Annotated in this window: 21 protein-coding genes; 11 read left to right on the top strand and 10 right to left on the bottom strand. The window is 74.3% G+C overall.

Features of this window, described 5'->3' with window-relative positions; translation table 11 throughout:
- Positions 1-361: 361 nt before the first annotated feature.
- Positions 362-2,881, bottom strand: coding sequence for a SpoIIE family protein phosphatase (locus ACFVFQ_RS19825; RefSeq protein ID WP_383417575.1), 2,520 nt, complete (start codon positions 2,879-2,881; stop codon positions 362-364).
- 308 nt (positions 2,882-3,189) lie between these two features.
- Here ACFVFQ_RS19825 and ACFVFQ_RS19830 point away from each other — a divergent pair, with 308 nt between their 5' ends.
- Together ACFVFQ_RS19830 and ddaH are read left to right on the top strand one after the other, a co-directional pair.
- Positions 3,190-3,579, top strand: a complete 390-nt coding sequence (locus ACFVFQ_RS19830) for a GntR family transcriptional regulator (RefSeq protein WP_383417578.1) — start codon at positions 3,190-3,192, stop codon at positions 3,577-3,579.
- A gap of 33 nt (positions 3,580-3,612) precedes the next feature.
- On the top strand, positions 3,613-4,389 hold the full coding sequence (gene ddaH, locus ACFVFQ_RS19835) for a dimethylargininase (protein ID WP_383417581.1): 777 nt from the start codon (positions 3,613-3,615) through the stop codon (positions 4,387-4,389).
- A 42-nt stretch (positions 4,390-4,431) separates the two neighbouring features.
- Here ddaH and ACFVFQ_RS19840 read toward each other — a convergent pair whose 3' ends face one another.
- Positions 4,432-5,544 (bottom strand): DUF5925 domain-containing protein, encoded by a 1,113-nt coding sequence (locus ACFVFQ_RS19840; RefSeq protein WP_383417584.1) that lies wholly within the window; start codon positions 5,542-5,544, stop codon positions 4,432-4,434.
- A 506-nt stretch (positions 5,545-6,050) separates the two neighbouring features.
- Here ACFVFQ_RS19840 and ACFVFQ_RS19845 point away from each other — a divergent pair.
- Positions 6,051-6,758, top strand: a complete 708-nt coding sequence (locus ACFVFQ_RS19845) for a YoaK family protein (RefSeq protein ID WP_383417587.1) — start codon at positions 6,051-6,053, stop codon at positions 6,756-6,758.
- Positions 6,759-6,869: 111 nt separating this feature from the next.
- Here ACFVFQ_RS19845 and ACFVFQ_RS19850 read toward each other — a convergent pair whose 3' ends face one another.
- Entirely contained in the window at positions 6,870-8,108 is a 1,239-nt protein-coding gene (locus ACFVFQ_RS19850) for a S8 family peptidase (RefSeq protein ID WP_383417590.1), read from the bottom strand.
- A 321-nt stretch (positions 8,109-8,429) separates the two neighbouring features.
- Between ACFVFQ_RS19850 and ACFVFQ_RS19855 the strand changes: the two genes are divergently transcribed.
- Together ACFVFQ_RS19855 and ACFVFQ_RS19860 are read left to right on the top strand one after the other, a co-directional pair.
- On the top strand, positions 8,430-9,236 hold the full coding sequence (locus tag ACFVFQ_RS19855) for an SGNH/GDSL hydrolase family protein (RefSeq protein ID WP_383417593.1): 807 nt from the start codon (positions 8,430-8,432) through the stop codon (positions 9,234-9,236).
- A 241-nt stretch (positions 9,237-9,477) separates the two neighbouring features.
- Positions 9,478-9,747 carry a hypothetical protein gene (locus tag ACFVFQ_RS19860; protein ID WP_383417596.1) on the top strand — a complete coding sequence of 90 codons (270 nt, stop codon included), beginning with the start codon at positions 9,478-9,480 and terminating at the stop codon, positions 9,745-9,747.
- Positions 9,748-9,903: 156 nt separating this feature from the next.
- Here ACFVFQ_RS19860 and ACFVFQ_RS19865 read toward each other — a convergent pair whose 3' ends face one another.
- The 3 genes from ACFVFQ_RS19865 to hmgA form a co-directional block, all read right to left on the bottom strand.
- On the bottom strand, positions 9,904-11,172 hold the full coding sequence (locus ACFVFQ_RS19865) for a type ISP restriction/modification enzyme (RefSeq protein WP_383417599.1): 1,269 nt from the start codon (positions 11,170-11,172) through the stop codon (positions 9,904-9,906).
- Positions 11,173-11,416: 244 nt separating this feature from the next.
- Positions 11,417-12,166, bottom strand: a complete 750-nt coding sequence (locus tag ACFVFQ_RS19870; RefSeq protein ID WP_383417602.1) for a GntR family transcriptional regulator — start codon at positions 12,164-12,166, stop codon at positions 11,417-11,419.
- Positions 12,167-12,203: 37 nt separating this feature from the next.
- Positions 12,204-13,559 carry a homogentisate 1,2-dioxygenase gene (hmgA, locus tag ACFVFQ_RS19875; RefSeq protein ID WP_383417605.1) on the bottom strand — a complete coding sequence of 452 codons (1,356 nt, stop codon included), beginning with the start codon at positions 13,557-13,559 and terminating at the stop codon, positions 12,204-12,206.
- A 222-nt stretch (positions 13,560-13,781) separates the two neighbouring features.
- On the opposite strand from hmgA, the gene ACFVFQ_RS19880 reads away from it, so the two are divergent.
- The 3 genes from ACFVFQ_RS19880 to ACFVFQ_RS19890 all read left to right on the top strand — a co-directional run bounded on the left by ACFVFQ_RS19880 (position 13,782) and on the right by ACFVFQ_RS19890 (position 17,312).
- The gene (locus ACFVFQ_RS19880) at positions 13,782-14,543 is read left to right on the top strand and encodes a TetR/AcrR family transcriptional regulator (RefSeq protein ID WP_383417608.1); all 762 of its coding nucleotides are present in this window, start codon (positions 13,782-13,784) and stop codon (positions 14,541-14,543) included.
- A gap of 158 nt (positions 14,544-14,701) precedes the next feature.
- Positions 14,702-16,096, top strand: coding sequence for an aldehyde dehydrogenase family protein (locus ACFVFQ_RS19885; protein ID WP_383417610.1), 1,395 nt, complete (start codon positions 14,702-14,704; stop codon positions 16,094-16,096).
- A gap of 115 nt (positions 16,097-16,211) precedes the next feature.
- Entirely contained in the window at positions 16,212-17,312 is a 1,101-nt protein-coding gene (locus ACFVFQ_RS19890; protein ID WP_383417613.1) for a Zn-dependent alcohol dehydrogenase, read from the top strand.
- Between the two features lie 15 nt (positions 17,313-17,327).
- On the opposite strand, the gene ACFVFQ_RS19895 is transcribed toward ACFVFQ_RS19890, so the two are convergent.
- Positions 17,328-18,320, bottom strand: a complete 993-nt coding sequence (locus ACFVFQ_RS19895; RefSeq protein ID WP_383417616.1) for an urea transporter — start codon at positions 18,318-18,320, stop codon at positions 17,328-17,330.
- Positions 18,321-18,396: 76 nt separating this feature from the next.
- Positions 18,397-19,035, bottom strand: a complete 639-nt coding sequence (locus tag ACFVFQ_RS19900) for a TetR/AcrR family transcriptional regulator (RefSeq protein ID WP_383417619.1) — start codon at positions 19,033-19,035, stop codon at positions 18,397-18,399.
- Positions 19,036-19,125: 90 nt separating this feature from the next.
- Here ACFVFQ_RS19900 and ACFVFQ_RS19905 point away from each other — a divergent pair, with 90 nt between their 5' ends.
- Both ACFVFQ_RS19905 and ACFVFQ_RS19910 read left to right on the top strand, forming a co-directional pair.
- Complete coding sequence (locus ACFVFQ_RS19905; protein WP_383417622.1) at positions 19,126-20,274, top strand: acyl-CoA dehydrogenase family protein; 1,149 nt, start codon at positions 19,126-19,128, stop codon at positions 20,272-20,274.
- Between the two features lie 190 nt (positions 20,275-20,464).
- Positions 20,465-21,088 carry a TetR/AcrR family transcriptional regulator gene (locus ACFVFQ_RS19910; protein WP_383417625.1) on the top strand — a complete coding sequence of 208 codons (624 nt, stop codon included), beginning with the start codon at positions 20,465-20,467 and terminating at the stop codon, positions 21,086-21,088.
- Between the two features lie 21 nt (positions 21,089-21,109).
- Here the strand turns inward: ACFVFQ_RS19910 and ACFVFQ_RS19915 are convergent, their stop codons facing one another.
- Entirely contained in the window at positions 21,110-21,571 is a 462-nt protein-coding gene (locus ACFVFQ_RS19915) for a MaoC family dehydratase (RefSeq protein WP_383417628.1), read from the bottom strand.
- Positions 21,572-21,703: 132 nt separating this feature from the next.
- Between ACFVFQ_RS19915 and soxR the strand changes: the two genes are divergently transcribed.
- Positions 21,704-22,234, top strand: a complete 531-nt coding sequence (soxR, locus tag ACFVFQ_RS19920; protein ID WP_383417631.1) for a redox-sensitive transcriptional activator SoxR — start codon at positions 21,704-21,706, stop codon at positions 22,232-22,234.
- Between the two features lie 80 nt (positions 22,235-22,314).
- Here soxR and ACFVFQ_RS19925 read toward each other — a convergent pair whose 3' ends face one another.
- Entirely contained in the window at positions 22,315-23,757 is a 1,443-nt protein-coding gene (locus tag ACFVFQ_RS19925) for an amidase (RefSeq protein ID WP_383417634.1), read from the bottom strand.
- Positions 23,758-23,868: the final 111 nt, after the last annotated feature.

Below are 23,868 nucleotides of genomic sequence, written 5' to 3' on the forward strand. Positions count from 1 at the left end.
GGGACGCTGCGGGGGGGCGCGGGGGGGGCGCGGGGGCCCGGGGGGGGGCGCCCCGGGGGGGGGGGGGGGGGGGGGGGGGGGGGGGGGGGGGGGGTCCGTCCGGTAGCGGTGCCGTCTCCCGGTGAACGGCACCGGCGGACCCCCGAACCCCGCCTCGCGGAAGCGACGTTAACCGCTCTGAACAGCGAGATCGCGGGCGTACGGGCGATCCCGTGGATCTTTATGGTGGGCTTAAGGGACGGGAAAGGAGCCGCTAAGCGGGGGCGCGGGAAGGCGGCCCCCGACGGGCATCCGGGGCCGGGGGAGGGGAGTTGGGGCGCCTGCCGGGAGGGCTCCCGGGGGCCTTGGTGGCGCCGGCGGCTCACCAGCCCGCGTCGGTGAGCGGGGTCGCCGGGTCGTCCAGGCCGTCGGTGAGCGCGCCGAGCGCCGCCGCGGTCAGCGCCTCGGGGGCGGCGTCCAGCGGGAGTTCGGCCCAGATGAACTTGCCGTGCGGGGTGTAGCGGGTGCCCCACCGGCTGGCGTAGCGGGCGATCAGGAACAGTCCCCGGCCGCCCTCGTCGGTGGTCCGGGCGTGCCGCAGGTGCGGCGCGGTGCTGCTGCCGTCGGACACCTCGCAGACCAGCGCCTCCGCCCGGATCATCCGCAGCCCGATCGGCCCGGAGGCGTGCCGGAGGGCGTTGGTGACCAGCTCGCTGACGATCAGCTCGGTGGAGAACTCCAGTTGTGGCAGCCCCCATTGGGCCAGCTGGTCGGCGGCGGACCGCCGGGCCTCGCCGACCGCCGACGGGTCCGCGGCGATGTCCCAGGTGGCCAACTGCTCCTGCGGCAGGGCCCGGGTGCGGGCCAGCAGCAGCGCCACGTCGTCCACCGGCCGGGCGCCGGGCAGGGTGCTGATGACCCGCTCGCAGATCTCCTCCAACGGGGCCTGCGGATCGGACAGCGCGGTCCGCAGCCGGGTGATCCCGCCATCCAGGTCGAGGGCCTTCCCCAGCAGCAGCCCGTTGGTGTAGAGGGCAAGCAAGCTCCCCTCGGCCAGCGGTAGTTGGGTGGACTCGAAGGGCATCCCGCCCAGCCCCAGCGGCGGCCCGGTGGGCAGCTCCAGCATCTGGCAGCCGCCCGCCGGGCTGACCAGCAGCGGCGCGGGGTGCCCGGCCCGGGCCAGGGTGCAGCAGCAGGCGACCGGGTCGTAGACCGCGTACAGACAGGTCGCGCCGACCACCCCGTCGTCGCTGTGCGCGTCGTGCGCGACCCGGTTGACCATGTCGTCCAGGTGCGCCAACACCTCCTCCGGGGACAGGTCGAGGTCGGCCAGCGCCTGCACGGCGGCCCGTAGCCGGCCCATGGTGGCCGCGGCGTGCACCCCGTGCCCGACCACGTCGCCGACCACCAGCGCCACCCGCGCGCCCGACAGCGGGATCACGTCGAACCAGTCGCCGCCCACCCCGGACCGGGAATCGGCCGGCAGATAGCGGTAGGCGGCCTCCACCGCGCTCTGCTCGGGCAGTTCGCGCGGCAGCAGGCTGCGCTGGAGGGTGAGCGCCGCGGCGTGCTCACGGGTGTACCGGCGGGCGTTGTCGATGGAGATCGCCGCGCGGGTGACGAACTCCTCGGCCAGGACCAGGTCGTCGGGCTGGAACGGGCCGGTGGGGCGCCAGCGGGCGAACGCGGCCGCGCCCAGGAAGCTGCCCCGGGCCCGCAGCGGCACCACCATCAGCGAGTGGAAGCCGAGCGTCCGCAACTGCCCGGCCCGGACCGGGTCGTCGGCCGCCCAGTCCGCGTGGTCCAGATCGAGGTCCGGGATCAGCACCGACTCGCCCTCGGTCAGGCTCAGCACCACCGGCGCCGACGGCGGATAGCCGGTCCGTTCCCCGATCGAGATCACCGCCTCCGGGCAGCCCTCCCGCACGGACTGCTGCGCGGCCCGGCGCACGCTGAACAGGTCGGCGGGCTCGACCGGTCCGGGCGCCGGCTCGGCGCCGCTGATCATCGCGTCGAGCAGATCGACGGTGACGAAGTCGGCGAGGTCCGGCACCGCCACGTCCGCCAACTCCTGGGCGGTCTGCCAGACATCGAGGGAGCCGCCGATCCGCTCGCCGGCGCGGTTGAGCAGCGCCATCCGCTGCCGGGCGCGATAGCTCTCAGTGACGTCCAGGACCATGTAGCAGACGCCGAGCACTCGGCCGGACTCGTCCTCCAGCCGGAAGAACGACGTGGAGTAGGCGTGCTCGTGCCGGGGGTCGGACTCCGGGTGGCCGAGGTACTCGTAGCCCAGGGAGGGCTGGCCGGTGCGCAGCACCCGCCGCATCTCCGTCTCGATGGACTCCACCGCCAGGCCCGGCAGCACCTCGCCCAGCCGCCTGCCCAACCGCTCGGCGCGCGGGGCGCCGCCCATCCGCTCCAGGGCGTCGTTGACCCAGACGTAGCGCAGCTCGGGGTCGAGCATCGCCACCCCGAACGGCGACGTCCCGAGGATGCCGTTCAGCAGCGAGCGGCCCGCGCCCGACCAGGGCGTGAGCGCCATCTCGGTGGCCAGCACCAGCCGGGTGTCCGGGCCCGGTCCGTCGAGGACCGGCAGCACCCGCACCTCCAGGTCGAGCCGGTGCCCGGTGGCGTCCCGCACCGCGGTCAGACCGCTCCAACCGTCCGCCGCCGCGAGCCGCTCTTGCCAGGCCGGCCCGCCGGGTGCCGCGTCGGGGTTCGCCGGGGCGAACAGCTCGGCCAGCGGCCGGCCCAGCGCCGCGGAGGTCGGGTGGCCCAGCAGCCGCTCGGCGCCGGCGGTCCAGCCGCGCACCACCCCGGTGCGATCGGCCAACACCACGGCGGTCCGGGTGAGGTCGAAGGCTCCGTCGCCGGGGAGGCGGCTGCTCGGGGAGGCGCTCATACAAGACCGTGCCCATGCCGGCTCAACACCCTGCGCGGGCCGGCCACCGGCCCGCCCCCGCGTACCACCGGCTTCTTCAACGGTACTCCCGCAGGGGAGACTCCGGGCGCCGGGCCGGCCCTCGGCAGGGACGCCTGGCCGCGCACCGCCGGTACGAGCCCGGAGTAGCGCGCGGGGCGCCCCTCTCCCGGGCACGGTGGCCGCTCCTGACGCACAATGGATGGGACAAAACCGCGCAGCGCGCGCCGGCGGAACCGCGCACCGCGCGCCCGCCGCGCCACCACCGCATCAGCACCAGGAGCGCCACCGTGTCCCCCCAGTCCCTGACCCTCACCATCGACCCGGCGGCGGCCGAGGCCCCGTTCGAGCAGGTCCGCACCCAGATCGCCGACCAGGCCCGGACGGGCACCCTGCCGGTCGGCCACAAGCTCCCCACCGTCCGTGGCCTCGCCGAGGAGTTGGGCCTGGCCGCCAACACCGTCGCCAAGGCGTACCGCGCCCTGGAGACCGACGGCGTGATCGAGACCCGCGGCCGCAACGGCAGCTTCGTCGCCGCGGCCGGCGACGCCGCCGACAAGGAGGCCGCCGCGGCCGCCGCGACCTACGCCCGGCGCGCCCACCGCCTCGGCCTGGACCGCGCCGCCGCCCTCGCCGCCGTCACCGACGCCCTGCGCGCCACGTACGACGGCGACTGCTGACCGCAACCGGCCCGCCCGCCCCGGGAGGAGCCCATGACCAGCCGCCACGCCCTCGTCCGACGCCCCGGCCCCCGCCTGGCCGAGGGCCTGGTCACCTATGTCGCCCGGCGGCCGGTGGACGCCGGGTTGGCGCTGCGCCAGTGGGAGGGGTACGTCCGGGCGCTGCGCGACCACGGCTGGGCGACCACCGAGGTGGCCCCCGCCGACGACTGCCCCGACGCGGTCTTCGTCGAGGACACCATGGCCGTCTTCCGCAACGTCGCGCTGCTCGCCCGCTCCGGCGCCGACGCCCGCCGGCCCGAGCTCCCCGGCGCCCGGGAGGCCGCGGAGGCGCTCGGCTGCTCCCTCAACGCGGTGCGCGCCCCCGGCACGCTCGACGGCGGCGACGTCCTCCGGGTCGACGACACGGTGTACGTGGGCCGCGGCTGCCGCACCAACGCCGAGGGGGTGCGGCAACTCCGGGCCGCCTTCGAGCCGTTGGGGGCCCGGGTCGTCCCGGTGCCGATCAGCCGGGCGCTGCATCTGACGTCGGCGGTGACCGCCCTCCCCGACGGCACCGTCATCGGCTACCCGCCGCTGGTCGACGACCCGTCGGTCTTCCCGCACTTCCGGCCCGTCCTGGAGAAGTCCGGGGCGCACGTCGTCCTCCTGGGAGACGACGCGCTGTTGGTGGCGGCCTCCGCGCCGCGCACCGCACAGCTCTTCGCCCGCCTCGGCTACCGCCCGGTCCCGGTCGACATCGGCGAGTTCGAGAAGCGGGAGGGCTGCGTCACCTGCCTGTCGGTGCGGCTGCGCGAACTCGCGGCGTGAACACCGTTACGACACCCGCCGCTTCGGCCGGGCGGCGCCGCGTCACAGGTACAACCCCGAGGCGGTGCCCTGGGGTTGGGTGGGGAGCGTGGTGGGGCGGGTGCCGCGGCGGAGGGCGTAGAGCTCGGCGAGGGTGGCACCGTCGCGGCCGATGCCGTCCTCGGTGCCGAGCCAGGCGGTGGCCTCCGGCTGCGTCAGCGGGCCGACCTCGATGCGGGCCAGGCAGCGGCCGGGGCGGACCACCGCGGGGTGCATCCGCTCCAGATCCTCGTTGGTGGTGACGCCGACCAGCACGTTGCGGCCCTGGCCCAACAGGCCGTCGGTGAGGTTGAGGAGACGGGAGAGCGCCTGTCCTGCGGTGTGCTTGGCCTCGCCGCGGATCAGCTCGTCGCAGTCCTCCAGCAGGAGCAGCCGCCAGCGGCCCCGGCCGGTGGGGTCGTCCTCCCCGATGGCGATGTCCATCAGATACCCGACGTCGGAGAAGAGCCGCTCCGGGTCCAGCACGCAGTCCACCTGGCACCACTCCCGCCAGGACCGGGCGAGGGTGCGCAGCGCGGAGGTCTTGCCGGTGCCGGGCGGGCCGTGCAGCAACAGCAGCCGGCCGGCGATCTCTTCGGGGGAGACCTTCATCAGGCGGTCCAGCGCGCTCGCCACCGGGGCGGTGTAGTTGGCCCGGACGTCCTCCCAGGAACCGGCGGAGATCTGCCGGGAGGTGCGGTGCGGGCCGCGGCGCGGGGAGAAGTACCAAAAGCCCATCGGGACGTTCTCCGGCTGCGGCTCGGGCTCGTCCTCGGCGCCGTCCGCGGCCTGCCCGAGCACCTGCTCGGCGAGCGCGTCGGTGACCGCGGTGACCGTCACGTCGGCGCCGCGGTTCCAACGGGAGACCAGCAGGGTGAAGCCGTCGCCCTCGGCGAGGGTGGCGCTGCGGTCGTCGTCCCGGGCCGACCGCAGGATCTGCACCCCGGGCGGCAGCAGCGTCAGCCCGGACTTCACCCGGTCCACCGTGCGGCTCCGGGCGTAGGGCTGCTCGCCGTTGGCGAACCGGCCCAGGAAGAGCGCGTCGATGACGTCGGACGGGGAGTCGCTGTCGTCCATGGTCAGCCGGAGCGGTAGCGCCTCGGCGGCGGGGGAGGGCGGGACCCGGTCGGCACACATGCCGTCATGATCCGTCAGAGCGGCCGCCCGCGTACACGGAATATCGAGGGTCGCGCCGTCCGCGTCGTTTGGGCCGGTTGTCCGCGGGCGGTGCGCGCGCCGGGACGCGCCCTGTGCGCGCCCGCCGGGCCCGCCCTAGGGTGGTCCGCCGTGCGACGACGCGGTGGGGAACGTCAGGGACGGCCGGGTGGGCCGGAGCGTGCGGACGGCGGGCACCTGCGGGGGCGTCGGGGGACGGCCTTCGGGGTGGCGGTGGTGGTCGGGGTGGCGGCGTTGGCGCTGCTGCTGGTGATGTGCGGGGCGGGCGGTGAACGGGTGGCGGGGGCCGGGGCCGGCCCGTCGTCCCGGTGGACGGCCGGGGCGCGGTCGAACCGCGTCGAACGGGAGTTGAGGGTGCGTCAGGCCACCGGGGCGCCCACAGACGGCGCAATGGTCCACCGCCGCGCCGGCCGTCCGGAGACTGGCAGCACGCCGACCCTGGGTGCCGATCGGAAGGAGCCGAATCCGTGGAGCCGCCGAGCGGAACCGCCCTGACGTTGGTGCTGGTCTGCCTGACCGTGGTCACCGGCGTGCTCGACGCCGTCAGCTTCCTGACCCTCGGTCATGTCTTTACCGCGACCCAGACCGGGAACCTGCTCTTCCTGGGCTTCGGCATCGCCGGGCAGGGCGGGCTGTCGGTGGTGATGCCGGTGGTCTCGCTTGGGGCGTTCCTGGTGGGGGCGGTGCTCGGGGCCCGGCTGGAGTCGATGCTGGCCGCCCGCCGGCGGCCGTGGTTCCCCCTCGCGCTGTTGGTCGAGGCGGCGCTGCTGGTCGGCGCCGCGGCGGCCGGCTGGGAGACCGGTCCGGCGCGGGAGTTGGCGGCCGGTCAGCGCGCTGCGGTGGTCGCGTTGATGGCGGTGGCGATGGGCATGCGCAACGTCACCGCGATGCGGGTGGCGGCCCCGGACCTGTCCACGACGGTGGAGACCCGGGCGCTGACGGCCCTGGTGAGCGGCTCGGTGCTGGGCGGCGACCGGCGGTTGGGCTACGGCAGCGGCGCGGTGCCCCGCCGGCTGGGCTCGGTGGGCGGGATGCTCGGCGGCGGGCTGCTGGGGGCCTGGCTGATCGGGCTGGGCACCCGGACGTCGCTGGTGGTGTTGCTGGCCGCGGCCACCGTCGCGGCCACCGCCTTCCTCGTCCCCGGGCTCACCCACGGGCGGAACGCCGACGGCTGACCGGCCAGCCGTCGACGTCCCCCACCCGACGGCCCTTACGGGAGGCGGCCGTTCACCGGGTGGCCCTGCGCGGCCCGGGAGGGTGGGCGGCGTCCGCTAAGGACGCGCCCCTCACGGGACGATCTTCAGCAGCTTGTTGGGCGAGCCGCTGCCGGGGTTGGTCACCGCGCCCGACGTGGCGCCGTTCACCAGGGCCGTGGCGACCTGGGCCGGGGTGGCGGTGGGGTGCCCGGCGAGGTAGACCGCGGCGGCGCCGGCGACGTGCGGGGTGGCCATTGAGGTGCCGGAGATGGTGTTGGTGGCACTGTCGCTGGTGTTCCAGGCGCTGGTGATGGAGCTGCCGGGGGCGAAGAGGTCCACCCGGGAGCCGTAGTTGGAGTACGAGGCGCGGGCGTCGGTGGAGGTGGTCGCGCCGACGGTGAGCGCCTCGGGGACCCGTGCGGGGGAGTAGTTCTGGGCGTTGTCCCCGGAGTTGCCGGCCGCGATCGCGTAGGTCACGCCGCTCTTGATGGAGTTCTGCACGGCGGCGTCCAGTGCCGCGTCCGGGCCGCCGCCCAGCGAGACGTTGGCCACCGACGGGCCCTTGTGGTTCTTGGTGACCCAGTCGATGCCCGCGACCACCTGGGCGGTGGTGCCGGAGCCGGAGTCGTCCAGCACCCGCACCGCGACGACCTTGGCCTTCTTGGCGACGCCGTAGGAGGAGCCGGCGATGTTCGCCGCGACGTGGGTGCCGTGGCCGTTGCCGTCCTGGGCGACGTTGTCGTTGTCGATCGCGTCGTAGCCGTTGCTCGCCCGGCCGCCGAACTCCCGGTGGGAGACCCGCACTCCGGTGTCGATGACGTACGCGGTGGCGCCGGAGCCGGCGGTGGCGGGGTAGGCGTACTTCTTGTCCAGCGGGAGCTTGGCCTGGTCGATCCGGTCCAGGCCCCAGGACGGCGGGTTGGTCTGGGTGTCCAGGGCGTGCACGGTGCGGTCCTGGTAGACGCGGTCGACGGCGGGGTCGGCCGCCAGCCGTCTCGCCTGGGCCTCGGAGAGGGTGGCGGCGTAGCCGTTGAGCGCGGCGGTGTAGGTGCGCTGAACGGTGCCCCCGTAGGTGGATATCAGGCCGCGGCCGTCCGCCGAGGCGGACTTCAGGCCGGCGGACGGCTTGAGCGTGACGAGGTAGCTGCCGTGCACCGCGTCCGCGGCGCCGGCGCCGACGACGGTGCCCTGGGCGGGCGCCGCCTGGGCGGGCAGGGCGAGGGCGCCGAGCGTGGTCGCCGCCGCGGCCGCGGCGGTTGCCGCGGCGATCCGCAGGGTGGTGGAACGCCGCCGGGCGGCGCGGGGGGTGGTGGAACGCATCACTGCCATCGCGGGAAGTCCTCCTCATCGAATGGCGCGCGGTGGTGCGCGCGGGGGTGTGCGGGGTGGACGCACGAGCGGTACGCAATCGGTCGTTTCGGAAATGACCGTGACCGACCGTCAAAAGACTCCGCGAGCGGCGGCTCGGTATCAAGAGTTCCAACGGGATGTCATATACGCGTCATGGAAAGGCAATGCCACGGCAGCGAAGAAACTGACAGATCGGCAGATTTGCCGTGAACTCTTGACGACCTTTGGCATGGACACTACCGACCACGCGGGACTGCTGGTACCAACAGATCACGCAGAGATCCTGCTATGGGAGGTTCCATGAGAGTGTCCCGTTTCGCGGCCTTGACGGCCGCCTTCTCCGTCGCGTCGTCCCTCGCGCTCACCGGCGCGACCGCGGCCGCGGCGGCCCAACCCACCGCCAACGGGGGCTATGTGGCCCTCGGTGACTCCTACTCCGCCGGCGTCGGCGCCGGCAGCTACGACAGTGGCAGCGGCTCCTGCAAGCGCAGCACCAAGGCGTACCCGGCCCTCTGGGCGGCCGCGCACTCCCCCTCGTCCTTCTCCTTCGCCGCCTGCTCCGGGGCCCGTACGGGTGATGTCGTCAGCGGTCAGCTCGGCACGCTGAGCTCGGCCACGAGCCTGGTCAGCATCACCATCGGCGGCAACGACGCCGGATTCGCCGACACCATGACCACCTGTGCGCTCCAGGGCGAGAGCGCCTGTCTGGCCCGGATCGCCCAGGCCCGCAGCTACATCGACAACACCCTCCCCGGGAAACTGGACACGGTGTACGCGGCCATCGCCAACAAGGCCCCGTCAGCCCACGTCATCGCCCTGGGATACCCGCACTTCTACAAGCTCGACGGCTCCTGCTCGGTCGGCCTCAGCGAGAAGTCCCGGGCCGCCGTGGACGCCGCCGCCGACGACATCAACGGCGTCATCTCGAAGCGCGCCGCCGCACACGGCTTCTCGTTCGCCGATGTCAACTCGACCTTCACCGGCCATGAGCTGTGCTCCGGCAGCCCGTGGTTGCACAGCGTGACCTATCCCGTCGACGAGTCCTACCACCCCACCGCCGCCGGCCAAGCCGACGGTTATCTCCCGGTGTTCGGCTCCGCTGCGTGATCTTCCGTGCACGGGGCGCGGAGGAGAGCCCCCTCACTCCCTCGCGCCCCGCGCTTTCGGACCTCTCCGCCGGTCGCCCAACTCGCCCTGATACACGCGCTGTACGTGACATTCCGTATGGTGTTCGTCAACGTCAAGGCATGGCAGGTGAATCCGTTGACCGGTATGCACGCGTGTCCTCCAAGAGAGATAGGGTTACCCTGCCCGTTGGCCGGGTGCCCTCGTACGGGTGGGGAGAGTCATGGAACAGATAACAGTGCGCAGCAGGGCGCGGGTCCCTGCCATCACATGCGGGAGCGGCGCGTCCAGTGCGCGGCTCGACCGTCATCTCGCGGTGCTCGGCGGTCCCGCCATCCCGCAGCGCGAAGTGGCGGGCGCCACATCGCTGATGCAGGAGCTCACCGCGCGTGACCACACGCGCATGAGGAAGAGCCGCAGTCACCGGGTGTCGCTGTTCGCGCCGCTGCGCCGGCTGCGCCGCTCGCTCTTCGGCGGCCACGGCCACGGCTGAGCCACCCCGCACGGCGGCACCACCGGCTCCAGGCGACCCATAGTCCCGGCTCCGCCACAGCGCCGCCCGGTGCCTCCCCCTCACCACCCGTCACTTCGTGGCGGGTGGTTCTTTGCGTGCGCCCGCCCGCCCCGGAGCGTGTGCTCCACCATGCGGTCACAGCAGCGCGAACTGGCCCTCCGGGCCCTCCTCCTGGTGATCCAGCACGGACGCCGGCCGGGTCGCCGAGGCCGGCGCCGGCAGCACCCCCGCGGCCCGCAGCTCCGCCGTCCCGAGCCGCGGCCCGTCCGCCACCGCCCGCGCCAACTGCTCGACCTCCGGCGCCAGTTCGGCCAGCAGCGCCAACACCGTGACCAGTTCCAGGAGTTCCGAGGTCCACTCCTGCGGCCAGGTCGCCGGCCGCAGCGCCGCCAGGGAACCGGGCTCGGCGGGCTCCGCGCCGGCGGCGCCGGCCGCCGCGCGGTGCGCGAACCACTCCGCCAGCACCCGGGTGCCCCCGGCGTGGAACTCCCAGGCGCCCGCCGGCACCGGTGAGATCCGGCCGCCGCCGAGCAGCAGCGCCTCGTCCTCGCGGTCGTAGTCCAGGGTCGCCGGCAGCCCGCGGGCCGGCAGCGCGGCCCGTACGTAGGGGCGTCGGCCGCCGGGCAACCGGGGCCGCCCGCCCGGCCCGTTGGGGCCGTCGCCGCCGTGGCCGCCCCAGGTGTGCAGCCACAGCAGCCGGCCGCCGAGCGCCACCCCGCGGTCCCAGAGCGCCGGATCGGCGGTGAGCGGCACCGCGGTGCCGTCGGGGGAGTGCTTGGCGGCGGCCGCGATCCAGGCGAGCAGGGCGGACGGGGTGATGGGGCGGTCCAGGCGGTCGGCGAGGAGCGCGGCCAGGCCGGGGGCGAGGTTGGGCTCGGCGCCGCCGGGCCGGCGGTAGAGCGGATGGATCCGACCGGGTCGCCCGGCCGGCGAGCGCCCGTCCGGCAGCAGCGCGGAGCACACCACCGCGGGCCCCGGGGTCTGCGGGACGTGCCCCAACTCGACCAGGAAGAGCTGGTGTTCGTCGGCGACCCGCCACAACTCCGGGCGGGCGGCGTCGATCAGCCGGTGGTCGGGCAGCAACCACTGCCGGTCGAACGGGCCGTGCAGCACCCGCACCGGCTCCGGGCACCGGCCGACCGCCCGGGACAGCCGCCCGGTCGGGGTGTTGCGGCCGGGGAGTTGGGCGACCGCGGAATGCACGGTGCGGGCCCGGGACGGGCGGAACAGCAGCGCGCGGGCGGCCGGGTCGGCGTCGGCCAGCGCCCGCCAACGGGCGCGCAGCGCGGCCGGATCCGGGTCCCGCACCCAGGAGCGGCCGAGCCGTAGCGGCGCCACGGACCACGGCATCAGATCGGACAGCCGCGGCGCGGCCGGAACCGGCGCGCCCTGCTTCGCCGTCACGCGGAGCCCCTCCCCGGACCGATGGTTGACCCCCGGCATGGTAGCGGCGGCGCTGTTCGGCCGGCGAAGGCGGCCTCCCGCCCCTTGCTTGGTTCCTGCCCCTGCCTTTGACCCGCGTAGGGACGGTGGCGGTGCGCAGCTTCGCTACCGCTTCCGCCGCTACCACAATGGTCCGCCATGGTCCGCAACGGGCCGCTTGGGCCAGGGCGTTGTGCGGGTCCAGAGCGGCGGGCCGCCGGGGCCCTCAGTGTGCGTCCAGCGTCACCGTGAACGAGAACCGGTCGCCCCGGTAGTGGATCAGCGCGACGTCGACCACCTGCCCGGATGCGTCGTAGGTGATGCCGGTGTAGTGCAGGATCGGGCTGAGCAGCGGCACGCGGAGCAGCCGGGCGGTCTCGGGGTCGGCCAGCCGCGCCTCGACGGTGTCGGTGATCCGCCCGATCCGCACGCCCACCGCGTCCCGCAGCACCTTCGTCATCGGCCACCGGGCGAGGTCGGCGGGGTCGATGTGGTCCGCGACGTCCGGCCGCACGTAGTTGCGCGCGTGGTTGGTCGGCTCGTCCGTCGCCTCGTCGCTGCGCAACCGCCGAAAACCGGCTACTTCCGCCATTTCGGGAAAGTATTCGGCCAGTTCGGCGGGGACCGGAACCGGACCGTGCTCCAGCAGCGCGGTGCGCATCCCGGACTGCTGGGCCACGATCGCGTCCACCGATCCCAACAGCCGCACCGGCGCCCCTCGCCGCGCGTGCGGCTCGATGAAGGTGCCCCGGCGCCGGTGCCGGCTGATCAACCCCTCCGTCTCCAGCTCCTTGAGTGCCTGACGCATCGTCAAGACGCTGACGCCGTAGTGCGCGGCGAGCGCGTCCTCGGTGGGCAGCCGTAGGGGTGCGTCGGGCGAGCGGCCCAATATGGAGGCGCGCAGGGACTGCGAGACCTGGTACCACAGCGGCAACTTGCGGTTCAGGGCGAGCGAGTCGGGAGCGAAGGTGGTCACGGTGGGTTCCCCGGTCTGCGGAGCTGGACGGCGGTGCCTACGGGCGGAAATGGCGTTGCAGACCCTGCCACACGTCGTCGTAGCCGCGCTGGAGATGGCCGGCGTCCCGGGCCTGCGGGGTGAGCGTCAGCGGCCAGCGAGTCTCGAACATGAAGGCCAGCCCGTCGTCGATCTTCTGCGGGGCCAACTCGGCGGCGCTGGCCCGCTCGAAGGTCTCCCGGTCCGGGCCGTGCGCCGACATCATGTTGTGCAACGAGCCGCCGCCCGGTACAAACCCCCCTTTGCCGCCAGTCTTGGCGTCGTAGGCGCCCTCGATCAGGCCCATGTACTCGGTCATCACGTTGCGGTGGAAGTACGGCGGGCGGAAGGTGTCCTCGCCGACCAGCCAGCGCGGCGCGAACACCACGAAGTCGACGCCGGCCAGCCCCGGGGTGTCCGAGGGTGAGGTCAGCACCGTGAAGATCGACGGGTCCGGGTGGTCGTAGCTGATCGAGCCGATGACGTTGAAGCGCCGCAGGTCGTAGACGTACGGGAGGTGGTTGCCGTGCCAGGCGACGACGTCCAGGGGGGAGTGGTCGTAGGTCGCGGTCCACAGGTGGCCGCCGAACTTGTTGACCACCTCGACCGGGCCCTCGACGTCCTCGTAGGCGGCGGTCGGGGCGAGGAAGTCCCGGGCGTTCGCCAGGCCGTTGGCGCCGATCGGGCCGAGGTCGGGCAGCTCGAAGGGTCGGCCGTAGTTCTCGCAGACGTAGCCGCGGGCTGTCGGGCGCGGCCCGTCGGACGCCGCGTCGAGCAGCTCCACACGGAAGCGGACCCCGCGCGGGATCAGCGCCACATGGCCCGGTTCGGCCCGCAGCAGGCCGAATTCGGTGCGCAGCAGCAGCCCGCCGCGCTCCGGCACGATCAGCAGCTCGCCGTCCGCATCGCCGAACACCCGCCGTTCCATGGGGGCGTTGATGTGGTAAAGGTGCACCGCCATGCCGGTGCGCTGGGTGACGTCGCCGTTGCCGCCCAGGGTCCACAGGCCGTCGACGAAGTCCGTCGGGTCGGCGGGCTCGGGGAGCGGGTTCCAGCGCAGCCGGTTGGGGTCGGGCAGGCACTCGGTGAACGGCGCCGAGCGGATCTCGCCGCGGTTGGCGCGGGCGAACGGCGGGTGCGCGGCCGACGGCCGGATGCGGTAGAGCCAGGACCGGCGGTTGTGTCGGCGCGGTTCGGTGAAGGCGGAGCCGCTGAGCTGCTCCGCGTAGAGCCCGAGGGGGGCTCGTTGGGGGGAATTGCGGCCCACCGGCAGCGCGCCGGGAACCGCCTCCGAGCTGTGCTCGTTGCCGAAACCGGACAAGTAGGCGAGCCCCTCCGCCGCCTTCCTCGCCCGCTCGTTGGTCGTACCTGTCATCACACGCTCCCGCCGCTCACGAACCAGACGTCCACGGAATCCAAGGCACCACAGGAATCTCAGCGAATCCTATGCAAGACATTAGGATTCGGCGGGGAGCGGCGTCAACGACGAGCGTGCCGCGCTGTGCGAGCGTGACCGGAAACCGGGCGGTTCCCGGTCGCGTTGGCCGGATCGCCCCGCCCCGCCATCCCCGGCCCGTACGCCGGGCAAGATGACCATGTGCAGCCTTCGACGCCCCCGCCCGCCCCTCGGCCCACCACCCCCACCACCCCCGCAGGACCGCCCGCCCCGCCCCTGCTCCGCCGCGCGCCCGTCCAGCGGCGCAGCGCCCAGCGCCTGGCCCGGATCCTCGACGCCTGTGCCGAACTGCTCGACGAGACCGGCTACGAGGACCTGAGCACCCGCGCGGTGGCCGGCCGTGCCGGGGTCCCGATCGGCTCCGTCTACCGCTTCTTCCCCAACAAGCGGGCGATGGCCGAGGCGCTGGCCCGCCGCAACCTCGACGCCTACGCGCAGCGCATCACCGCCCGGCTGACCGTCCCGGACCAACCGCCGGGCTGGCGCGGCGCGATGGACGTGGTGATCGACGAATACCTCGCCATGAAGCGGACGGTCTCCGGCTTCGCCCTGGTGGAGTTCACCGTCCCCGCCCCGCGCGAGTCCCGGCAGGCCAACTACGAGGTCGCCGACCGGCTGTTGCTGCTGCTCGCCGGCCGGCTCCGCCTGGACCCCGCCGACCCCCAGCTGCGCACCGCCTTCCTGGTCGGTGTGGAGACCGCCGACGCGCTGCTCCAACTCGCCTTCCGCACCGACCCGTCGGGCGATCCGGCGATCGTCACCGAGACCAAGGAGCTGCTGCGGGCGTATCTGGCGCGCTATCTGGACGGGGCGGAGCGCGGCGGCACGGAGGGCGCGGGGGAGCGGACCACGGCGCCCGGTCCGGCAGGCGGCGCGCGGGGGCCCGGCGACGGCGCGCCCTGAGGGGCGCCGCGGGGGATTCGGCCCGGGCGGGCGCGAAGTGCGCTGGCGGCCATGAAACTACCGGCGCTAGTTTGGGCGGTGTCTCCCTAGGAAGTGCCCCCGGGGCGCCCCTAGGGTGGCCGACCACCGTTCCCAGCCGGCCCGGGAGGACCCGCGAAGTGAAGCACCACGAAGCGTTGTTCATCGACGGAGACTGGCGGCCCGCCGCCGGCGGCGAGACCATCGAGGTCGTCAACCCGGCCGACGAGCGGGTCATCGCCACCGTCCCGGCCGGCTCCGCGGCCGACGTGGACGCCGCGGTGCGGGCCGCCCGCGCGGCGCTGCCCGGATGGGCCGCCACCCCGCCCGCCGCCCGCGCCGACCTGCTGGCCGCGCTGCACGACCAACTCGCCGACCGCGCCGAGGAGATCGCCCAGACGGTCACCGCCGAACTGGGCGCGCCGCCGGCCTTCAGCCGCACCGTGCACGCCGGGCTCCCCGTCACGGTCTGCGGCTCCTACGCCGAACTCGCCCGCACCCACGCCTTCGAGGAGACCCTCGGCACCTCCACCGTGCTGCACGAACCGGTCGGCGTGGTGGGCGCGATCACGCCCTGGAACTACCCGCTGCACCAGATCGTCGCCAAGGTCGCCCCGGCGCTGGCGGCGGGCTGCACCGTCGTCCTCAAGCCCGCCGAGGACACCCCGTTGGTGGCCCAGCTGTTCGTCGAGTGCGTCGCGGCGGCCGGCATACCGGCCGGTGTCGTCAACCTCGTCACCGGCCGCGGCCCGGTCGCCGGTCAGGCCCTCGCCGCGCACGACGGCGTCGACCTGGTCTCCTTCACCGGCTCCACCGCGGTGGGGCGGACCGTCGGCGCGCTCGCCGGCGGCGCGGTCAAGCGGGTGGCGCTGGAGCTCGGCGGCAAGTCCGCCAACGTGATCCTGCCCGGCGCCGACCTCGGCCGGGCGGTGGCGGTCGGCGTCGCCAACGTGATGGCCAACTCCGGCCAGACGTGCAGCGCCTGGACCCGGATGCTGGTCCACCGCGACCAGTACGACGAGGCAGTGGAGCTGGCCGCGACCGCGGCCGCCAAGTACGTCCCCGGCGAGCGGATCGGCCCGCTGGTCAGCGCCCGCCAGCGGGACCGGGTGGTTGGCTACCTCGAACGCGGCGTCGCCGAGGGCGCCCGGCCCGTCATCGGCGGCCCGCGGACGCCCGAGGGGCCCGGCTTCTACGTCCACCCCACCGTCTTCGCCGACGTCACCCCGGAGATGACGATCGCCCAGGAGGAGATCTTCGGCCCGGTCCTGACGGTCCTGCGCTACGAGGACGAGGACGACGCCGTGCGGATCGCCAACGGCACCGTCTACGGGCTGGCCGGCGCGGTCTGGGCGGCCGACGACGCCACGGCGGTCGCCTTCGCCCGCCGCCTGGACACCGGTCAGGTCGACATCAACGGCGGTCGCTTCAACCCGCTGGCCCCGTTCGGCGGTTACAAGAAGTCCGGGATCGGCCGCGAGCTGGGGCCGCACGGCCTGGCCGAGTACCTTCAGACCAAGTCCCTTCAGTTCTGAGCGGTTTCGCGTAGGCCCCGCCCGGCCCGGGGCCGCAGGACGTGCATGCTCCGCACGCCCTGCACGCCCCGCGCCGCCCCGCACGCCCCGTCCCGCCGTCGCCCGAGGAGTCCTTGTGGTCCGCGCCGCCGTTCTGTCCGCCGTCAACGCCCCGCTGGAGGTCACCGAGATCGAGCTGCCCGAGCCGGGCCCGGGACAGGTCCGGGTCCGGCTCGCCGCCGCCGGGGTCTGCCACTCCGACCTGTCGCTGTCCAACGGGACGCTGCGCCAGCCCGCGCCCGCGGTGCTCGGCCACGAGGGCGCCGGCACCGTCACCGCGGTGGGGCCGGAGGTCACCGGGGTCGCCCCCGGTGACCCGGTGGTCCTCAACTGGGCGCCGTCCTGCGGCGACTGCCACTTCTGCCAGCTGGCCGAGCCGTGGCTGTGCGCGCACGCCGGGCGGGCCGCCGGCGCCCCCTACGCCACCCTCGGCGCCGACGGCAGCGCGCTCTACCCGGGCCTGGGCACCGCCGCGTTCGCCGAGGAGACCCTGGTGCCGGCGCGCGCCGCGCTGCCGCTGCCGGCCGGCGTGCCGCTGGTCGACGCGGCGCTGCTGGGCTGTGCGGTGCTCACCGGCTGGGGCGCGATCCAGCACAGCGCCCGGGTGCGGGCGGGGGAGTCGGTGGTGGTCTACGGCGTCGGCGGGGTGGGCCTGGCGACCCTTCAGGCGGCGCGGATCGCCGGGGCCGGCCCGATCGTGGCGGTGGATGTCTCCCCGGCGAAGGAGGAGTTGGCGCGCGCGGCCGGCGCCACCGACTTCCTGGTCGCCGACGGCCCGGCGTTCTTCGAGAAGGAGGGCGCCCGACGGGTCCGGTCGCTCACCGGCGGCGTGGGCGCCGATGTCGCGGTGGAGTGCGTCGGGCGGGCCGAGACCATCCGCGCGGCCTGGTCCGCGACCCGCCGCGGCGGCCGGACGACGGTGGTGGGCATCGGCGGCAAGGACCAGCAGGTCGCCTTCTCCGCCCTGGAGTTGTTCCACTTCGGCCGGACGCTGGCCGGCTGCGTCTACGGCAACAGCGACCCGGCCCGCGACCTGCCGGTGATCGCCGAGCACGTCCGCTCCGGGGCGCTGGACCTCTCCGGGCTGATCACCGAGCGGATCGAACTGGACGGCATCCCGGCCGCGTTCGAGGCGATGCTCGCCGGGAAGGGCGGCCGGGCGCTGGTCGTCTTCTAGGGCGTGTCCGGCGGGTCAGCCCGCGGCCCGGCGCAGCCGCGGGAAGGCCGGTACGGCCGCCAGGAACACCAGCGCCACCAGCACGAACGGCCAGGTGAAGGCGTGCCCGCCGGACGGCGCGAAGAGCGCGCCGAGGGCCGGGCTGAGCACGGTGGAGGTGACCGCGCCGACCATCGCGTACCCCACGCTCCAGGCGTCGGTGACCAGGAAGACCCCGCCCAGCGCCATGGCGACCAGCACCGCGTCGTAGCCCATCAGCCCCTGCCGCACCTGGTCGGCGGGGGCGCCGAGCGCCCAGGACGTGGCGATGGCCACGGCGCTGCCGGCGCAGGCCAGCAGGCCCAGGCGGCGGTCGGCGACGAAGATGCCGACCAGGAAGATGAGGCCGACGTACCACTGGGGCATCAGGAAGACCTCACCGATGTTGGTGAAGAAGGCGTGCCAGAGGTCGGTGAGGCTGAGCGCGGTCGGCCCGGACGCCGTCCTGGGCAGCGCGGCGAGGTCGTCGGACAGGTGCCAGACGCGCTGGAAGCCGGGCGCGGCGACGGTCAGCGCGCTGGCCGTCAGGCAGAACGGCAGGGTGAAGGTGGGCAGGTCCCAGGTGCCCAACACCCGTGCGGCGGCGGCCGTGACGACGGTGACGGCCGCGCTGGCGGCCACCGCGATCAGCAGCGTGGAGAGGTGGTCGGCGTCGAGGAAGACCGCGCAGGCGACGCCGACCAGGCAGGCGTTGAAGCCCTCAAGGCCGGCCGCGACCCGGTCGCGGTCCACGCCCAGCAGGTGCGCGGTGCCGGTGCCGACGGCCGCGCCGAGCAGTCCGTAGAGGCCGTACTGCCAGCCCGCGGCGAACAGCGCCACCGAGAACACCAGCCCGGCCAGGGCGCTGGGCAGGAAGTCGACCTGTGCCTGGCCGCGCAGCACCGCCGTGAGCGCTCTGCTCCAGCGGAACGTCGACCTCTCGAAGCTCTTGGCAACCGGCCCGCCCTCGGCCGTGCTGGGTTGGCGCATTTCCGCCTCCGCAGGACGCATCTCGCCCCTGCCCGCCAGGGACTGGTGCACTGTACATGCGTATCGGGAAAGCGCCTCAGCCAGGTGCCAGTTCGGGGTGGTGCAGGCCCAGACCGTCCACCAGCGCCAGCAGCCCGGCCTCGAACGCGCCCTCGTCCACCCGGCGTTGGTGCTCGGCCAGCAGGTGCGCCTGGCCCAGGTGCGGATAGTCGGCCGGGTCATAGGCTCCGGGGTCGTCCACGAAGCCGCGGGCGAACGAGCCGAGCGCCGAGCCGGCGACGAAGTACCGCACCATCGCGCACACCTTGGTGGCCAGGGCCGGCGGCCAGCCGGCCTCGACCATGCCGCCGAACGCCGCGTCGGCCATCTTCAGCCCGGCCGGCCGGCGGCCCGGGCCCTGGGCGAGGAACGGCACGATGTGCGGATGGGCGGCCAGCGCGGCGCGGTAGGAGCGGGCCCAGTCCAGCAGGCCGGCCCGCCAGTCTGCGCCGGTGGCCAGGGTGGAGACGTCGACCTGGGCGATGACGGTGTCGGCCACCGCGTCCAGGATCTCGTCCTTGGTCGTGAAGTGGTTGTAGAGGGAGGGGCCGCTGACCCCCAACTCCGCCGCCAGCCGCCGGGTGGAGAGCGCCGCCAGCCCCTCCGCGTCGATCAGCGCCAGCGCGGTGGTGACGATGCGCTCGCGGCTCAGCAGGGGCTTGCGGGGTCGGGCCATGCCGCACATAGTAGGGGCTGCCCGCAAGAAACTAGCACTGCTAATTAATGCGCCGTGCGCGCTCCCGTTCCCGTCGACAAGGGGCCCTCGATGAACCTGGAGCTCACTGAAGAGCAGACCGCGGTGCGCCGGCTCGCCGCGGACTTCACCGACCGCGAGATCGCCCCGCACGCCAGGGACTGGGACCGCGCCGAACGGGTCGACCCGGGGATCGTCCGCAAGCTGGGCGACCTCGGCTTCCTGGGGCTGACCATCCCCGAGGAGTACGGCGGCTCCGGCGGCGACCACCTCGCCTACGCGCTGGTCACCGAGGAGTTGGGGCGCGGCGACTCCGCGGTCCGCGGCATCGTCTCGGTCTCGCTCGGGCTGGTCGCCAAGACCGTCGCCGCCTGGGGCGACGAGGAACAGAAGCGCGCCTGGCTGCCCCGGCTCGCCGCCGGCGAGGCGCTCGGCTGCTTCGGCCTGACCGAGCCCGGCACCGGCTCCGACGCCGCCGCCCTGACCACCCGCGCGGTCCGGGACGGCGACAACTGGGTCATCGACGGCGGCAAGATGTTCATCACCAACGGCACCGTGGCGGACGTCGTTCTGCTCTTCGCCCGGACCGGCGGCCCCGGCCACAAGGGGATCAGCGCCTTCCTGATACCCACCGACACCCCGGGCCTGACCCGCCGCCCGATCCACGGCAAGCTGGGGCTGCGCGGCCAGGCCACCGCCGAACTCGTCCTGGAGGGCGTCCGGGTGCCCGCCGCCGCCCTGCTCGGCCCCGAGGGCAAGGGCTTCTCGGTCGCGATGTCCGCGCTGGCCAAGGGGCGGATGTCGGTCGCCGCCGGCTGCGTCGGCATCGCCCAGGCCGCGCTGGACGCCGCCCTCGCATACGCCGGCCAGCGCGAGCAGTTCGGCGCCCCGATCGCCGGCCGGCAACTCGTCCAGGAGCTGATCAGCGACATCGCGGTGGACGTGGACGCGGCGCGGCTGCTGACCTGGCGGGTGGCCGATCTGATCGACCGCGGCGAGCCGTTCGCCACCGAGGCGTCCAAGGCGAAGCTGTTCGCCTCCGAGGCCGCGGTGCGCGCCGCGAGCAACGCCCTCCAGGTCTTCGGTGGTTACGGCTACATCGACGAGTACCCGGTCGGCAAACTGCTGCGGGACGCCCGGGTGATGACCCTCTACGAGGGCACCAGCCAGATCCAGAAGCTGCTCATCGGCCGCGCGCTGACCGGCGTCTCGGCCTTCTGATGGCGTGCTAGCGGCATGGCGGCCTTCTGACGGCGTGCTAGCGGCCTCTGGTGCCGACGCACCGTCCCTGCCCGGGCGTTCCGTCGCCCCTTCCCCCCGCCGTACCCCTAAGCGCTTGCTCAGCGGCACGGTAGGGTGGTCGGTCCGGGCAGCGGAAGGCCCCTGGCGGATCGAGGAGCGGGGAGCGGCGATGGGTGCGGCCGAGCGGGCGGCGGAGGCGGGCGACGAGTGGTCCGGGGTGACCCCGGACGCCGCGCGGCGACTGGTCGGCGCCGCCGTCCGGGCGTTCGCCGAGCGCGGCTACCACGCCACCACCACCCGCGACATCGCCGGCCGCGCAGGCATGAGCCCGGCCGCCCTCTACATCCACTACAAGACCAAGGAGGAGCTGCTCTACCGCATCAGCGGCATCGGCCACGAGAAGGCGCTGCACATCATGGCCGCGGCCGCCGAGGCCCCGGGCAGCGCCACCGACCGGCTCCGCGACGCGGTGCGCACCTTCGCCCGCTGGCACGCCGAACACCACACCACCGCCCGCGTCATCCAGTACGAGCTCCAGGCGCTCAGCGAGGAGCACTACGCCGAGGTCGCCGGGTTGCGCCGCCGCACCGACCGGCTGCTCCGTCAGATCATCCAGGACGGCGCGGACAGCGGGGAGTTCTCCGTGGACGACGTCCCCGGCACCACCCTGGCCGTGCTGTCGCTGTGCGTGGACGTCGCCCGCTGGTTCTCCGCGACGGGCCCGCGCACGCCCGACGAGGTCGGCGCGCTCTACGCCGACCTCGTGCTGCGCATGGTGGGCGGGCCCGCCTGACGGCCGGCCCGGCTCCCCGGGCTACAGGTGGAAGCGGCTGACCGACTCCGCCACGCAGACCGGCTTCTCGCCGCCCTCCCGCTCGACCGTCACCACCGTGGTGAGCTGCACCCCGCCGGTCACCTCGGCCACCTCCGCCACCGTGGCCCGGGCGCGCAGCCGCGAGCCGACCGGGACCGGGGCCGGGAAACGCACCTTGTTGGTGCCGTAGTTGATGCCCATCTTCACGTTGTCCACCCGCAGCAGCTGCGGGACGAAGACCGGCAGCAGCGACAGCGTGAGGTAGCCGTGCGCGATGGTGGTGCCGAACGGGCCGGCCGCGGCCTTCTCCTGATCGACGTGGATCCACTGGTGGTCGCCGGTGGCGTCCGCGAACAGGTCGATCCGCCGCTGGTCGATCTCCAGCCAGTCGCTGGGCCCCAGCTCCTCGCCGACCGCCGCGCGCAGCTCCTCCACCGACCCGAACACCCGGGGCTCAGCCATTCGTCGTCCGCCTCCTCAGCCTCAGCAGCATTTCTAAGCGCTTGCTCAGCATGCGAGGGCGGGTGCCCGCTGTCAACGCCCCGCCACGGACCGCCCCGGAGGCCGGCCGCACGAGGTCGTAGGGTTGACGGTGTGCCCCAGATCCCGTTCAAGGTCCATGAGCTCTCCGTCGGCCAGCTCTCCGCGCGCAGCGGCGCGGCCGTCTCGGCCCTGCACTTCTACGAGTCCAAGGGCCTGATCAGCAGCACCCGCACCGCCGGCAACCAGCGCCGCTACCACCGCGAGACGCTGCGCCGGGTCGCCTTCATCCGGGCCGCCCAACGGGTCGGCATCCCGCTCGCGGTGATCCGGGACGCGCTGGCGGAGCTGCCGGACGAGCGGACCCCCAACCGCGAGGACTGGGCCCGGCTCTCCGAGGTCTGGCGCACCGAGCTCGACGAACGGATCAAGCAACTCGTCGAGCTGCGCGACCACTTGACCGACTGCATCGGCTGCGGCTGCCTGTCGCTGTCGCACTGCGCGCTGTCCAACCCCGACGACAACCTCGGCCAACAGGGCCCGGGCGCCCGCCGGTTGCGGGTGGACCGCCGCGCCACGGACCCGGCGCCGGCGTCCAAGAAGGGCGCCGACATGGGGAAGCGCTGCCCCGACGAGCGGGACTAGGTCCTGTCGTCAGACTCCCGCCCGCCCTCCGGGCGAACGACGGGAGTTTGACGACGGGACCTAGGGGCACGGTCGATGGTTCACCACACGGGCGGCTTGCGGTGTGCCCACGGGCGGGCCGCCTCCAACTGCGCGGAGAGCGCGATCAGGGTGGCCTCGTCGCCGTAGCGGCCGCCCAGCATGACGCCGATCGGTAGCCCCTGGTCGTTCCAGTGCAGCGGGACGCTGACCGCGGGCTGGCCGGTGGCGTTGTAGAACGCGGTGAACGGCGTGAAACGGCCGATCGCGGCGAACTCGGCCTGCGGATCGGCGTCGTTGCGCAGCCCGCCGACCGTCGCCGGCGGCGCGGCCAGGGTGGGGGAGAGCAGCACGTCGTAGCCGGTGTCCGGCGACAGCAGGCCGTCGGTGAGGGTCTGCGCCAGCTTCCGGAAGGCGTAGAGGGAGCCGGCGAAGGCGGTGCCGAGGACCTCCCGGCCGCGGGCCCGCAGATGGCGGGAGAGCGGCATCAGCAGCTCCTCGCCGCCCGGCGGGACGGGCCGGTTGGCGGCCATCACCGACCAGACCCGGGTGAAGGCGTGCAGGATCTCGTCGTCGGCCGGGAGGGACAACTCCTCGGTCTCGTGGCCGAGTTCGCCGAGCAGGGCGACGGTCTTGGCGACCGCGGTGCGGCAGTCGGGGTGCACCGTGACGTCCGGGAGCGGGGCCTGGGTGAGCACCCCGATCCGCAGCCGCCCCGGGTCCCGACGCGCCTGGTCGGCGAAGGTCTCGCCGGGCGGCAGCGGCGGCGCGGTGTACGGGTCGCCGGGCCGGGTGCCGGCCATCGCGTCCAGCAGCGCGGCCGCGTCGGCGACCGTGCGGGCCAGCGGGCCCGAGGTGCTCAGGCCCGTCACGTCGTGCAGCAGCGGGCCGCTGCTGATCCGGCCGCGGCTGGGCTTGATGCCGTAGAGCCCGCATGAGGACGCGGGGATGCGGATCGAGCCGCCGCCGTCGCTGGCGTGCGCGACCGGCGCCAGGCCGCCGGCGACCGCCGCGGCCGCGCCACCGCTGGAGCCGCCCGCCGAGCGCTTCGGGTCCCAGGGGGTGCGGGCGGGCGGCGCGAGTCGGTTCTCGGTGTAGCAAGGCAGCCCGAATTCGGGGGTGTTGGTCTTGCCCAGCATGATGGTGCCGGCCCGGCGCAGCGCGGTGACGACGTGGTCGTCGGTGTCCGGGACGTGGTCGGCCAGGGCGGCCGAGCCCATCGTGCAGCGCACCCCGGCGACCCGGCTGAGGTCCTTCACGGGCACCGGGACGCCGTGCAGCGGTGGCAGCGCGCGGTCCTCGCGGCGGGCCGCGGTGGCCTCGGCCTCGGCCCGGGCGGCCTGCGCGCGGGCGAGCTCCGGGGTACGGGTGAGGAAGGCGCCCAGGGTGTCGTCCAGCCGCTCGATCCGCGCGAGGTAGTGGTCGGTGAGCTCGACCGGGGACAGCTCCCCCGACCGGATCGCCGCGGCCTGTTCGAGCGCGGTCAGGTCGTGCAGTTCGGGCATGGACGGCCACCCTCTCGTCGGTGCCGGCGCGGCCCGGGTGCCGCACCGGCGGAACGGGCCGACGCCGGGCGGAGGTTCACCCGCGATCAGCCCGTGAACAGTTGTTTCACC

This window comes from Streptomyces sp. NPDC057743 (genome assembly GCF_042798755.1).
In the GTDB taxonomy this organism is placed as follows: Bacteria; Actinomycetota; Actinomycetes; order Streptomycetales; family Streptomycetaceae; genus Streptomyces.

What these genes read in the sequence shown, in the direction of transcription:
- ACFVFQ_RS19825 (WP_383417575.1), bottom strand. Translation starts at nt 2,881, where the DNA reads ATGAGCGCCTCCCCGAGCAGCCGCCTCCCCGGCGACGGAGCCTTCGAC.
- ddaH (WP_383417581.1), top strand. Translation starts at nt 3,613, where the DNA reads ATGACCAGCCGCCACGCCCTCGTCCGACGCCCCGGCCCCCGCCTGGCC.
- ACFVFQ_RS19840 (WP_383417584.1), bottom strand. Translation starts at nt 5,544, where the DNA reads ATGTGTGCCGACCGGGTCCCGCCCTCCCCCGCCGCCGAGGCGCTACCG.
- ACFVFQ_RS19850 (WP_383417590.1), bottom strand. Translation starts at nt 8,108, where the DNA reads ATGGCAGTGATGCGTTCCACCACCCCCCGCGCCGCCCGGCGGCGTTCC.
- ACFVFQ_RS19855 (WP_383417593.1), top strand. Translation starts at nt 8,430, where the DNA reads ATGAGAGTGTCCCGTTTCGCGGCCTTGACGGCCGCCTTCTCCGTCGCG.
- ACFVFQ_RS19860 (WP_383417596.1), top strand. Translation starts at nt 9,478, where the DNA reads ATGGAACAGATAACAGTGCGCAGCAGGGCGCGGGTCCCTGCCATCACA.
- hmgA (WP_383417605.1), bottom strand. Translation starts at nt 13,559, where the DNA reads ATGACAGGTACGACCAACGAGCGGGCGAGGAAGGCGGCGGAGGGGCTC.
- ACFVFQ_RS19895 (WP_383417616.1), bottom strand. Translation starts at nt 18,320, where the DNA reads ATGCGCCAACCCAGCACGGCCGAGGGCGGGCCGGTTGCCAAGAGCTTC.
- ACFVFQ_RS19900 (WP_383417619.1), bottom strand. Translation starts at nt 19,035, where the DNA reads ATGGCCCGACCCCGCAAGCCCCTGCTGAGCCGCGAGCGCATCGTCACC.
- ACFVFQ_RS19905 (WP_383417622.1), top strand. Translation starts at nt 19,126, where the DNA reads ATGAACCTGGAGCTCACTGAAGAGCAGACCGCGGTGCGCCGGCTCGCC.
- ACFVFQ_RS19910 (WP_383417625.1), top strand. Translation starts at nt 20,465, where the DNA reads ATGGGTGCGGCCGAGCGGGCGGCGGAGGCGGGCGACGAGTGGTCCGGG.
- ACFVFQ_RS19915 (WP_383417628.1), bottom strand. Translation starts at nt 21,571, where the DNA reads ATGGCTGAGCCCCGGGTGTTCGGGTCGGTGGAGGAGCTGCGCGCGGCG.
- ACFVFQ_RS19925 (WP_383417634.1), bottom strand. Translation starts at nt 23,757, where the DNA reads ATGCCCGAACTGCACGACCTGACCGCGCTCGAACAGGCCGCGGCGATC.